Source organism: Bacteroidota bacterium (genome assembly GCA_016711505.1).
Taxonomy (GTDB): Bacteria; Bacteroidota; Bacteroidia; order AKYH767-A; family 2013-40CM-41-45; genus JADKIH01.
In genome coordinates this window covers 160,540-174,369 of the sequence record JADJSV010000002.1, presented here as the reverse complement: position 1 = coordinate 174,369, position 13,830 = coordinate 160,540, and the positions used below count along the sequence as shown (strand labels likewise).

At 37.3% G+C, this 13,830-nt stretch carries 8 protein-coding genes and 1 tRNA gene; 2 read left to right on the top strand and 7 right to left on the bottom strand.

Annotation, left to right across the window (positions count from 1 at the left end):
- Nucleotides 1–12: 12 nt before the first annotated feature.
- Both IPL24_04295 and era read right to left on the bottom strand, forming a co-directional pair.
- Nucleotides 13–1,863, bottom strand: a complete 1,851-nt coding sequence (locus IPL24_04295) for a penicillin acylase family protein (GenBank protein ID MBK8362909.1) — start codon at nucleotides 1,861–1,863, stop codon at nucleotides 13–15.
- A gap of 10 nt (nucleotides 1,864–1,873) precedes the next feature.
- A complete protein-coding gene (gene era / locus IPL24_04290; protein MBK8362908.1) occupies nucleotides 1,874–2,752 on the bottom strand; it encodes a GTPase Era in 879 nt (292 codons plus the stop codon).
- A 244-nt stretch (nucleotides 2,753–2,996) separates the two neighbouring features.
- Here era and IPL24_04285 point away from each other — a divergent pair.
- Nucleotides 2,997–3,069, top strand: a tRNA-Met gene (locus IPL24_04285).
- A 2,330-nt stretch (nucleotides 3,070–5,399) separates the two neighbouring features.
- Nucleotides 5,400–5,654, top strand: a complete 255-nt coding sequence (locus IPL24_04280; protein ID MBK8362907.1) for a GIY-YIG nuclease family protein — start codon at nucleotides 5,400–5,402, stop codon at nucleotides 5,652–5,654.
- A 45-nt stretch (nucleotides 5,655–5,699) separates the two neighbouring features.
- On the opposite strand, the gene IPL24_04275 is transcribed toward IPL24_04280, so the two are convergent.
- From IPL24_04275 to IPL24_04255, 5 genes are all read right to left on the bottom strand, one after another.
- Nucleotides 5,700–7,154, bottom strand: coding sequence for a T9SS type A sorting domain-containing protein (locus IPL24_04275; GenBank protein ID MBK8362906.1), 1,455 nt, complete (start codon nucleotides 7,152–7,154; stop codon nucleotides 5,700–5,702).
- Nucleotides 7,155–7,484: 330 nt separating this feature from the next.
- Complete coding sequence (locus IPL24_04270) at nucleotides 7,485–8,897, bottom strand: T9SS type A sorting domain-containing protein (protein ID MBK8362905.1); 1,413 nt, start codon at nucleotides 8,895–8,897, stop codon at nucleotides 7,485–7,487.
- Between the two features lie 334 nt (nucleotides 8,898–9,231).
- Complete coding sequence (locus IPL24_04265) at nucleotides 9,232–11,394, bottom strand: M3 family metallopeptidase (protein MBK8362904.1); 2,163 nt, start codon at nucleotides 11,392–11,394, stop codon at nucleotides 9,232–9,234.
- Nucleotides 11,395–11,590: 196 nt separating this feature from the next.
- The gene (locus tag IPL24_04260; protein ID MBK8362903.1) at nucleotides 11,591–13,315 is read right to left on the bottom strand and encodes a T9SS type A sorting domain-containing protein; all 1,725 of its coding nucleotides are present in this window, start codon (nucleotides 13,313–13,315) and stop codon (nucleotides 11,591–11,593) included.
- Nucleotides 13,316–13,390: 75 nt separating this feature from the next.
- Complete coding sequence (locus IPL24_04255) at nucleotides 13,391–13,759, bottom strand: cation transporter (GenBank protein MBK8362902.1); 369 nt, start codon at nucleotides 13,757–13,759, stop codon at nucleotides 13,391–13,393.
- Between the last annotated feature and the right edge of the window lie 71 nt (nucleotides 13,760–13,830).

Here is a 13,830-nt window from a genome sequence, read left to right as displayed (position 1 = left end):
GCACATGTGTTTTTAAAACAGCTCAAAATCTTTCTCACCTAATTCATCCATCATTGCTTCTGACATTACATGATAAAGAAATTTATAGTAGATCACAGGAGCATTATCAGTAACCTTATGATCGCCGTCCCAGTTTTTCAACATCATTGCAGCGCGTTCATTGATCTGAGTTTTTACAATGCACACGCCACTAAGTTTTGAAACCAATGTTTTAGCAATATCTGCCGCTACAGGATTTTTTACATCGATTGCAATCCTTTCCAGATCTTCGCGGTTAAATTTACTTTTTGTAAACAACAAATTCCGTAGACGCACATATCTGTCTTTAGGAACATAATATCCCGGAAATAAATTCGTTGTATCATTCTGCGGATCATTGTTTGCCGTCAATACAAAACCCAATTCCGGATTTTCCTGTTTCGGATTCACAGAAAAATCGTGATAGCCAATCCAATCATTTGCACCTGATCCATCCTGCAATAGAGAAGCATTCGCACCATCGGGACGAATTGCAAATTTCGCTGCTGTATACCATGCGATATTATTTTGCGCATCAGCATAAACAATATTTAATCCCGGAGCAGCTATTGTCGAGACAGCTTCCCTGAACTCTGACATACTTTTCGAGTGCGCCATTGTCCATGTAGCCTCCATAAGATTGTTATTGAAATTCAAAAATGTCCAGCATGCAGTAACCGGTGCAGTGGTCATCGTTTTGAATTCAGTCATCACATCACTGCACACAGGACCATGATGAGTTGAACGACATACAATATTTACGGAAGTACTATCTTTTATTTTTATGACTTCATTACGTGTTGCAATTTTCTCCCAATGATCTTTGACCATGATTAATGTTGAATCTTCCGGATTCACTTTCTCCACAAAAAAATCGAGGTCATCATTCTCAAGCATTGTTAATCCCCATGCATGATCCATTGTATGACCAATTGGTGCGAAAGGAAATCCTGCAAGAAAATTTCCATAAAAACGAAAGCCGGGAGATTCCAGATGCGCTTCGTACCAGACAGCAGGTTGCTGAATTCCGATGTGAGTATCATTTTCCAGAAGTGCTTTTCCGGAGACAGAACGATTTCCGGAAAGCGCCCATGAATTACTTCCGCTCCAGATCTTGACCGGAAGAATTTCTTCCAATTCAGAAATTGAACTTAACTGGTCTTCTATTATTGGTAAGACAAGTGAATCTAAATTCAAAGCTGTCGAATCAGGCTTTGTAAGAAAAATGTCACCCAGATATTTTTCACCCAGAGTACTATTTATACGTGTGAGAACCGGATCAGTCTTGAATCCCATCTGAAAATTGAATGACATATAATCAACAATGAGATAGAGATCTTTAACAGTGTAAGGCTCGCGTGGAATCCCAAGCATCAGAAATTCCATTCTCTTTTTTCCTTTCAGGATGTACTGATTTACACCTTGCAGATATGAAAGAACATCTTTTTTCATTTGCGAATCAGGGCTGCTTAAAAAAACTTCAGCAGATTTTTCTGCATGTTGAGTTATTCCAAGCATTCTGAAAAATTTATCAGCCTCAAGAGTTTTGCTACCAAAAATTTCCGACAATCTTCCTGCACTTACACGGCGGATCAATTCCATCTGAAAAAGTCTTTCCTGCGCATGAATATATCCTAATGCACGAAAAGCATCTTCTTCATTCTTCGCGTAAATGTGAGGCACACCGTAAGGATCAAAATAAGTTGTAATCGTAGAATCAAGATCCGGCATCCGAACTGTTCCGGAATATTTCGGCTTCTGAAAAAAAAGAAATACAATGAGCAAAGCAACCGAAGCGACGATTGCCAGAAAAGCGAACCAAAAAATACGCTTAAGAATTTTCATACAGATACTCTTAATTTGAATATCCGAATCTACGCAATTTATTTTCGTTTTTGCGCCATTCCTTTTCAACTTTCACGAATAGTTCAAGGAATACTTGTTTTCCCAACGACTTTTCAATATCACGTCGTGCTTCAGAACCAATACGTTTGATGCCTTCACCTTTACTTCCAATGATAATACCTTTTTGCGAATCACGTTCAACATAAATCACAGCAGAAATACGAGCGATCTTTCCTTCGTCTTTGAATGCTTCTACTTCTACCTGCGTTGAATAAGGAATCTCCTGCTGATAATGCATGAAGATCTTTTCGCGAATAATTTCACTGATGAAAAAACGTTCATTTGAATCACTCAATTGATCTTTCGGAAAATATGCAGGAGCTTCAGGCATTAATGTCAAAAGCATTTCAGTGATCTTCTCTACATTGAACTTTAGTGTAGCAGATACAGGAATGATAGCATGCGGATTTACTTTTTTCTTCCAGCCGTGAACAAGTTTATTTATTTCTTCAGTAGATGAAAGATCCATTTTATTTATCACGATCACTACAGGAACTTTTATCGCCGACAATCGCGCAACGATGTCGTCTTCCATGTATGCTTCACTGTTATCGGTAATGAACAGAACAGCATCAGCATCTTCCAAAGAAGCATTGACAAATTCCATCATCTTCTCTTGAAGAAGATAATGCGGTTCGAGAATTCCGGGAGTATCAGAAAATATGATCTGATATTCATCGCCATTCAGAATACCTTTTATGCGATGTCTGGTAGTTTGTACTTTATGTGAAACGATCGATAATTGTTCACCGATCAGACTGTTCATTAATGTCGATTTACCAACATTGGGTTTTCCAATAATCCCCACAAATCCTGCTTTATGCCCCATTTAATATTTATTTCTGTACTTATTAGTTTAGTAAAAGAACGAATTATATCTTTGCAGTCCAAATAAGAGAAAAAAATAGCTTATTTATTGATTTTTAATAGTTTATAAAAATCATGCTATTTCAAAATACAGTGCGGGGTGGAGTCCCGAAAGTTCGGGAGTAGCTCGTTGGGCTCATATCCGCCGCGGCGGACTTCGGTTCGAGAGTTGTAGTAAAAGTGAAATTGACAAATTAAAAATATAGTGCGGGGTGGAGCAGTTGGTAGCTCGTTGGGCTCATAACCCAAAGGTCATCGGTTCGAGTCCGGTCCCCGCTACCTAGAGAAAGTCCTTGAAGAAATTCAAGGATTTTTTTTTGCCTAAAATATCATAGCATTGATATGTTGCTCATATCCGCCGAAGAGGCGGACATCGGTTCGAGTCTCCGCCGAAGTGGCGGACTACCTAGAGAAAGTCCTTGAAGAAATTCAAGGATTTTTTTGCCTAAAATATCATAGCATTGATATGTTGCTCATATCCGCCGAAGAGGCGGACATCGGTTCGAGTCTCCGCCGAAGTGGCGGACTACCTAGAGAAAGTCCTTGAAGAAATTCAAGGATTTTTTTTGCCTAAAATATCATAGCATTGATATGTTGCTCATATCCGCCGAAGAGGCGGACATCGGTTCGAGTCTCCGCCGAAGTGGCGGAGTACCTAGAGAAAGTCCTTGAAGAAATTCAAGGATTTTTTTGCCTAAAATATCATAGCATTGATATGTTGCTCATATCCGCCGAAGAGGCGGACATCGGTTCGAGTCTCCGCCGAAGTGGCGGACTACCTAGAGAAAGTCCTTGAAGAAATTCAAGGATTTTTTTTACCTAAAATTTCATAGCATTGATATGTTGCTCGTATCCGCCGAAGAGGCACTACAAACCGCTCTCCCCGCGGACATCGGTTCGAGTCTCCGCCGAAGTGGCGGACTACCTAGAGAAAGTCCTTGAAGAAATTCAAGGATTTTTTTTTGCCTAAAATATCATAGCATTGATATGTTGCTCATATCCGCCGAAGAGGCGGACATCGGTTCGAGTCTCCGCCGAAGTGGCGGACTACCTAGAGAAAGTCCTTGAAGAAATTCAAGGATTTTTTTTTGCCTAAAATATCATAGCATTGATATGTTGCTCATATCCGCCGAAGAGGCGGACATCGGTTCGAGTCTCCGCCGAAGTGGCGGACTACCTAGAGAAAGTCCTGAAGAAATTCAAGGATTTTTTTGCCTAAAATATCATAGCATTGATATGTTGCTCATAGCCGCCGAAGAGGCGGACATCGGTTCGAGTCTCCGCGGAAGTGGCGGACGACCAAGAGAAAGTCCTTGAAGAAATTCAAGGATTTTTTTGCCTAAAATATCATAGCATTGATATGTTGCTCATATCCGCCGAAGAGGCGGACATCGGTTCGAGTCTCCGCCGAAGTGGCGGACTACCTAGAGAAAGTCCTTGAAGAAATTCAAGGATTTTTTTTACCTAAAATTTCATAGCATTGATATGTTGCTCGTATCCGCCGAAGAGGCGGACATCGGTTCGAGTCTCCGCCGAAGTGGCGGACTACCTAGAGAAAGTCCTTGAAGAAATTCAAGGATTTTTTTTACCTAAAATTTCATAGCATTGATATATTGCTCTTATCCGCCGAAGAGGCGGACATCGGTTCGAGTCTCCGCCGAAGTGGCGGACTACCTAGAGAAAGTCCTTGAAGAAATTCAAGGATTTTTTTGCCTAAAATATCATAGCATTGATATGTTGCTCATATCCGCCGAAGAGGCGGACATCGGTTCGAGTCTCCGCCGAAGTGGCGGACTACCTAGAGAAAGTCCTTGAAGAAATTCAAGGATTTTTTTGCCTAAAATATCATAGCATTGATATGTTGCTCTTATCCGCCGAAGAGGCGGACATCGGTTCGAGTCTCCGCCGAAGTGGCGGACTACCTAGAGAAAGTCCTTGAAGAAATTCAAGGATTTTTTTTACCTAAAATATCATAGCATTGATATGTTGCTCATATCCGCCGAAGAGGCGGACATCGGTTCGAGTCTCCGCCGAAGTGGCGGACTACCTAGAGAAAGTCCTTGAAGAAATTCAAGGATTTTTTGCTAAAATAAATGTTGATGTGCTCTTCCCCAAGGGCGGCTCGGGTCGGGGTTATAAATTCATAGCATTGATATATTGCTCTTATCCGCCGAAGAGGCGGACATCGGTTCGAGTCCGGCCCCCGCTACCTAGATGTAAAGCCGATTCGAGGGAGTCGGCTTTCTTATTTTATGAAAGAAATGAAAAACGCTTAAATATTTTTTTAAAAAATTTACTTCTACAATTCAGATTGATGGTCTCATATCCGCCACGGCGGACATCGGTTCGAGTCCGGCCCCCGCTACCTAAAGGAAAAGCCGATTCAGTTGAATCGGCTTTCTTTTTTTGAAGATAGAGGTATCTGCAACAAGCTTCAATTAAAGTCCAGTCCTTAGTAACAAAAAAAAAGTCCTTGAAGAAATTCAAGGACTTTTTTTTAGCATAAATTTTTCTTTAATAAAACAACCTTAATGAATGTATGTAATTGCATATTCGGCAGGCATCACTTAGCTACAGATTAAAAAGAATCCACTTCCTTTGTTGAAGATATGGAAAACAATTTATTTACAACTTACGTCCTCTATTCTGAAAAATTCAATAAACACTACACTGGATCTACTTCAGACTTCCAGAAAAGATTGTTGTCTCACCAGGAACTTGGAAATAAAGACTGGACTACAAAGTACAGACCGTGGAAAGTAATTTTCACAAAAGAGTTCACGAATAAATCTGACGCCATGAAATTAGAAAAATGGTTGAAGACTGGTGTCGGTAGAGACTTTATTAAACAACTACCACATTGATCGGCTCATATCCGCCGCGGCGGACATCGGATCGAGTCCGGTCTCTTATTGAATAATAATTTTTTTCCACATAATCCTATCCTTTGAGCTAATTCTTATCAAATATAGACCAGAAGGATAATGCGAGAAGTCAAGTGAGATCTTAGCCGTATCTATTGACTGAAAGGTCATAATATTTTCACCTTGAATACTAAAAAATTCAATCCTTTCAATTGGAATCTCACTTTCAATATATAGTTGTTCATTACATGGATTCGGAAATATGTTTGCAAATGATTTTTTTGAATCAATATCATTAACAGAAACTAAAGAATGAGTATAGGAATAGCTACTATCGCTTGAGATAATTTGATTACCCGCTAAATTCCATTGTGTTTGACGGCCTGAATAAAGAAAATCGTTACCGTCAAAATACTGCTTCGATTCATAAGAATTTACCCAAGTAGTTGTATCCCATCGTTCTGCTGCTAAATAGGTTCGATTATTCAAAGAATCATATTCCATTCTTGAACGTCTAAAATTTTCCCATGCATTATTCTGCCAATACTGCATTAAATCATCCGTCAAATTACCCCTCGAATCAAAGACATAGTATTTACGCCAATTATCAAACCATGAACCATTCCACCAGGTATCACTGGTCTCGCTCATCAAAATTCCATTTATATCATAAGAAAAATTATTGCTCCATGAATATTCCCATACGTTAGTTGACCATACGGAAGTGGTTCTAGTTAACAATTTATCAGTAGGAGAATAAGTCAGGGAATCTAAAAATCGATTGATCCAAGTTGTATTATCCCATACCTCAGAAAGAAAACTAATCATATTACCATTTGCATCATAGCCTCTACTTGTCCTTGTGTCGTTTTCCCAGGCATTGTTTTGCCACACTTGATATAAGTCACCAAGAGGTACGTTTACAGAGTCAAAATAACTATTGCGTTTGGTAGCACTTACCCAAGAAGTACCATCCCAATTTTGTGTTATTAAAGAAACTCTATTTCCAAAAGTATCGTAGGTTTTAAGTTCGAGCGAATTTTCAATCCATGTTCCGTTACTCCATATATCGATTTGGACACGGGTTACTCTCCAAAGTGAATCGTAATTATAATTCGATCTAGAAGAATTGTCCCATGAAACACCATTCCATAATTTCTTTACAGCGGTTATATTGTAATTAATTGTATCGACAATAATGTCAACAGTTTTTTGATCATATATAAATGAAGCAGTAGAATCCCATTTCCAATAATAAATACTATCCTCGAAAGTCATCTCGCTTGTAATAGTGGAGATTTTACTTATTCGATCTATATCAAAATTTGGCATCAACCTTTTTTCAGCACTCATTTGGTAATCACTAGTACCATATTCACCATATTTTGAGAAGACAATTTCAAAAACAGAGTCGGATTGACGGGTTAAACCACTCCACTGTGAATAGAGGTTTGATTTAATAACAAAAAATAAAATGAGCAACAACAGATTTTTTTTCATGATTTAAATATTTGCAAGCAACTAACATTTGATCAATATAAAAAATTATTTTGATACAATCAAAATGCCACCATAATAGTTAAAATCCTTCTTCATATAAAGTTTTACTTGAAATTACTTTCCGGACTTTTACATTCCCACCTATAAACTTACAAAAGAAATTTTCATAAAACTATGAAATGATTTTTTTAAATGAATTGATTTTCTTAATAACACTAAATAATCCTGAAATTTACGAAAAGAGAATCTAGTTGTTTGTTATTTGTTGGTGTGATCTGTTTAGAAGATAAAGTTTTTACGACCTGACCAGATCAATTTGCATTTTTCGGATTAAAATCCTTTCACTAGTTTCTTTGTAACCCTTTTTCCATCTATTTTTATTATTACAAAATAAACCCCGTCAGGAAAATCTGAAATAGAAATTAATTTCTTTTCGGTTAAAAAAACTTTTTGAGAAAACAGCGTTTTCCCTTTTACATCAGTTATTTCTAAATCAACAATTCTGTCCTGGAGTATTCCGTCAGCATACACAGAAAAATAATTTGCACATGGATTCGGATAGATTGCGAGTTGAAGTTCATTCACGTCAGGAACTGAGGTTGGAATTATAAAAGGATCACTCCATTTTACTTCTGTCAGGATAGAATAATCAGAAAGTGTATTTAAAAAATCCACCAGAGCCATAATTTGCGACGGAGTAAAGTCAAAACGTTTTGGACTTAATGCACCGGTTATGCTGTCCGCAACTATTAAACCCGCAGTCAAATTCCTGTGCAATTGAATATTTGTGCTATAAAAATCGATAACCTGAAAAAGTGAATTAAATCGACCGTCGTGCATATATGGAGCGGTCAATGCTATATTGCGTAAAGTTGGTGTTTTGAATTTACCAATGTCTCCCAGACTTCCAGTTACTTCAAATGCTCCTGAATCAATTGTAGAAATAGCATCAAGTCCATTGTTTGTCAATAACGGTCCCCCTGTAAACGCATCTGTTCTATGGCAAACAAAACAATCACCGCCGCCAAAATCAGAAGTCGAAAAGAAAATTTGCTTCCCTTCATTTTCACCTGGTGTGAAATTCGAAAAAGGATTAGTTGGGGAAAACTCCTGAGCCCTTCCAATATCATACTTACTTGAATAACTGATAATACTACGGACAAATTGTGCTAAAGCCTGTCCGATTCTTAATGTCGTGACCGCAGTGTCGCCAAATGCATTAGAAAATAATTGCGAATAATATGGTTGTTGCTGAACGACCTGCACAAGTTGCAAAAGAGTTAACCCCATTTCAATTGTATCCTGAATTGGCATTAACACTGCTTGTTCTAATGTGTTTCCTCTGGTATCCCAGAACATTTGTCCTCCGGAAAACCATCTGCTATTCACCAATGACATGGAATTTCTGCGGGTAAAGTCACCATGAAATCCAACACTCATCGATGATGTATCGGAAAAAGCATGTTCCTGTTGATGACATGACCCGCAGGAGACTGTATTGTTACGACTTAAATTTTTATCATAGAATAATACTCTTCCCAGTGTAGCGCCGTCATCCGATATCGGGTTGTTTGAGGGTGTATTATCTTGCGATGTAACATCAAATGCGCTCATATGAGAAGGCAGATTCAGACTCTCATAATCATAAGGAACCGGCGGCAATACCGGATTAGTTAAACTCACTAAACTTATGAGAAAGAATATACCAATGGAAGTTTTTAAAAGATAGTATCTTTTTTTCATAGGTGAAGTTAGAGCCGGAATTCAATTAAACTTACAATGACAATAGATAAAATTTCTCACTTAACAATTGGAAAACTAAATATTAAATTAATTCATAACTATCAAATTTCCGCCAATGCAGAATTAACGGTGGTGATTGATGTCTGGAGTCAGGTAAAGTTAACTAAAGAAAATATTTGCAGTTATTTCTATAAGACTATTCAGGCCTTTTCTCAAACTTCTTTTTTTACGTATCTTATGAGAAGACAGACATGAATATCAATCTCGCCAAAAAAAACGCGCTCCAATTTGAAGCGCGTTTTTATTTAAAACCATAAGATCAAAATTGACAAAATTATTTCACAGGAAACCCTCTCTTCTTCATCAATGCCTTCGTATCCGCATTTCTTCCTCTGAAAGTTTTGAACCCTATTTCAGGATCAATTGTATTTCCAACTGAGAAAATGTTTTTGTTCAGACTTGCTGCAACTGCTTTGTCGTACGGTCCGCCGGCTTCGGTGAATGCACTGTAGGCATCTGCTGTTAATACATCAGCCCATAGGTAACTGTAATATCCTGCAGAGTATGAATCTGAACTGAAGATGTGCGCAAATTGTGGTGTGCGGTGACGCATTACAATTTCTGACGGCATGTTCAGTTCTTTCAGCATGTCTTTTTCAAATTTATCGGGATCGATATTGTCCTGATCACTTGTGTGAAGTTTCATATCGACCAACGCACTTGATAAAAATTCTGTTGTTGCAAAACCTTCGTTGAATGTCGATGCTTTTTCAATGCGATCAACAAGTGCTTTCGGAATTGGTGTTCCGGTTTTGTAATGGATAGCGAATTTGTTCAGAACTTCCGGAGTACCTAACCAATGCTCCAGTAATTGCGATGGAAACTCAACGTAATCACGAACTACATTTGTTCCTGACAATGTCGGGTAGGTTACATTCGATGCAAGACCGTGTAATGCATGACCGAATTCATGGAACAAAGTACTTGCATCATCCCAAGAGATCAATACAGGTTCGTTTGCATTTCCTTTTATGAAATTAGAATTATTGGAAACGATCGTTGTAATATTTCCTTCCATTCGCTTCTGATTTCTGTATGCATTCATCCATGCACCTGAGCGTTTTCCTTTTCTTGCATACGGATCAAAGTACCATAGACCGATATGTTTTCCTGATGTTTTGTCTTTTACTTCCCAGACTTTTACGTCAGCATGATATACAGGAATGTTACTTAATGGTGTGAATGAAAAATTAAACAACTCTCCCGCTACCCAGAACATTCCTTCGCGTAATTTTTCTAATTGCAAATATTCCTTTACTTCATTCTGATCGAGATCGTATTTTTCTTTACGGACTTTCTCTGCATAAAAACGATAATCCCATGGCTCGATCTTTATCTTCGCTCCTTCTTTATCAGCCATTGCCTGCATATCTGCTACTTCTTCTTTCACTCTTGCAATAGCTGCAGGCCATACTGACTCCATCAGTTCCATAGCCTTCTGCGGTGTTTTTGCCATTGAGTTCTGCAATCTCCACTCTGCGTGATTTTTAAATCCCAGAAGTTTTGCGCGTTCTTTTCTCAGGTTTAATATCTGTGTGATAATTTTATTGTTATCATGATCATCTCCATTGTCACCACGGTTAACAAACATCTGCCATACCTTTTCACGCAAAGCACGATTTTCTGAATAAGTTAAAAATGGTTCAACAGATGAACGTGTATTTGAGATCACCCATGATCCATCCAGTTTTCTGTCTTTGGCTGCATTAGCATATCCGTTTTTCATTGAAGGAGATAATCCTGCAAGATCTGCTTCTGATTTTATTTCTACCATTCCATTCGACTCATCAGCTAAAAGATTTTGTCCGAACTTTGTAAACAATGATGCAAGATCCTGATTGATCTTCGACATTTTTTGTTTCGCATCACCGGAAAGTTTAGCTCCTGCACTAACAAAGTATGTATAATCGCTCCATACTAAACGTTGTTGCTCAGGAGTCAGATTACCGGTTTCTCTTGTATTGTAAACCTGTTCAATTCGTTTAAATAATTTTTCATTCTGAACGATCTTATCATCAAATTCAGAAAGCTTAGGAGCCATTTCTGTATCTACTTTTTGAAAATCTTCATCGTTCATAGAAGTACTCCAGATACCAAACATCGTTATAACCCGGTCGTACATTTGTCCGCTACGTTCTAATGCAGCAATAGTGTTTTCAAATGAAGCTGGCTCAGGATTGTTAGCGATCTTTTCTATCTCAGCTAATTTTTCATTCATTGCCATTTCAAGTGCCGGCTTGAAGTCGGCAACTTTTACTTTATCGAGTGGCGGAATACCACCATAATTTCCCGTCCATTTTGGTGTGAGAATATTTTCTGTCTTCGCAGTTTCTTCGACAGGTGACGATAGTTCCGAATCAGTTGTCATAGAATTTAAGGTTACAGGTATAGCAATTGCTAATGAAGCAATCCCGACCAGTAGTAGTTTTCTGTTCATCGTGTTGAATTTTATAACGGTAAAGTAATTACTCTTTTCCGATTTTCAATAGAACTTAAGAGCTTTTAACAAATTATTAAGAAAAATATTGATATTCTAATGATTGATATAACATGCATAAAAAAAACTGACACTAATTAGCTACAATTTCAGTTCAATTGCTCCGAAAATTAAAACTTCAAATAATAAACGACTATTAATTAACAACAAGTTTCTTTTGTATTTTCTTAAAATCGACTTCTATTTCAATGATGTAAATACCTGAAGTAAGATCAGAAATTTCTAAATTAAAAGAGCCGGAATTGCATATTGATTCGAAAATTATTTTTCCTGTCAAATTATAAATTCTAACAACAGAAGGTTTATTACTATCGGGGACATTGATGTTTATAAATTTGTCAGCAGGATTTGGATAAATCAGAACAGATTTATTTTCTGAAATAAAGTCAACTCCGGTAGTGTTATTAAGTTGTGCAAGAAACATTATATTTCCATTTGCAAATGCATTATTCAGCGTATAGGCATCTAAAATTAATGAAGTACCGGAAAACTCAGCAAGTAAATTTATAAGGTTTGAAGAATTTAAATTTAAATCATTCCCAACTGCTGCTGCACTACCTGAAGATGATTTTACCCAATCAAAATTTCCTCCGGGAAGAAGTTTTAATACAAAAAAATCAGGTGCAGAAGGAGAACCTGAAATAACATAATTGCCAGGACCATAATCAAAATCTACAGAACCTATAAAAAATCCGGTAGTATAAACACAACCGATATTGTCAACTTCTATCGACATTCCTTTGTCCGGAAAAGTGCCGCCAATCCCATTTGCCCATTGAAAATTTCCAAGTGCATTTAATTTCAGGACAAAAAGATCCTGACTACCTGCAGAGGTAAGATTATACACGACTGGTCCGGGATCAAAATCAGAAACTCCCATAAAATAACCAGTCAGATAAATATTCCCATATGCATCTGTGACCATATCTGTATTCTCATCAAGGTTAGTACCACCAACTGATTTTGCCCAGATAAAATTTCCGGCAGAATCTAACTTTGAAATAAAAATATCAGAATTTCCTAATGATGTTAAAGGAAATGATAGCTGACCAGGGTCGAAATCTATAGTATTAAAAAATACTCCAGAGGTATATACGTTACCCGAATCATCAATAGAAACAGATTTGCCTGAACTGACACTAGCAGTACCATCGAAAGACTTTGCCCAGATAAACGATCCGGATGAATCGATTTTCAAAATGAATGAATTATAACTTGAAGATGAAGTTAAATTATAAATTCCTGTCCCGGGATCAAAATCACATGTTCCTTCAAAATTCCCTGTTAAATAAATGTTACTTGCAGCGTCAATTGCAATTGATTTTGCTTCACTAAATTGACCATTGCCACTTATTTGTTTTGCCCATTTATAACTACCGGACGAATCCATTTTTAAAATATACATATCCTGAATAGCGGAAAACATTGTATAGGTAGTCGTGTCAGGATCAAAGTCAATTCTGCCGCGAAAATAACCAGTGAGATAAATATTATCAGAAGCATCGAAATCAAATGACAAACAATCGATATAGTTAATTCCTGAATAAGCGATTGATTTTACCCAGACAAAATTTCCTGACTGATCATATTTAGCAATAAAAACATCAAACTCTCCAATTGATGTGAGATATGATGTATCAGGTCCCGGATCAAAGTCAATGGTTCCATAAAAATTACCGGACACATATAAATTATCCATTGCATCTGATTTAATTACTCTGCCGGAAGAAGAATAATTTACTCCTTGCGGAACATCAAGAGATTTTGCCCATTCCCAACCAGGTGTCTGCGAAAAGCAAATATTAAAATTAATCAGGACAGGTATAGCCAGTCCAAAAAATAAAAAGATAAATCTATTCATTTGCATAACTAAAACATCTTTAAGGATCATGAAATTATCAGGGAAAGTTCAAGCTAAATACTATGATAGAGAATTCTACTTCTTTAAACAACAATCATCCAGTTTAGCCACTGCACCGGCGTCTGCCTTTACTGAATCTGCATCGAAGCCATACATTGAAATCCTTTTTCGGATTTCATCAGGATTTGTTTTAGAAGGATTGTATTTCACAGTAATTGTCATCTCTTTTTCATCAAGATCTACTTGTAATATTCCTTTGTCAAATGACAGATCGCGTTGAATCTTTCCACCACAACTTTCACACTCTTTGCAATGATCACAATAAATTGCAGTCTTTATTATTATTGTTTTTGATTTTTCAGAACCAATCAGTTGATTCGAAAAAGCGATCAACAAAATCAAAAAGAAAATCGGAATTGTTTTTCTTACAGGAATTTTTATCATGCTTAACGATTTTACAATAACCTCTCAAATATAAATTAGAAATGCAAATCTACAAAAATCCAGAAACCTTG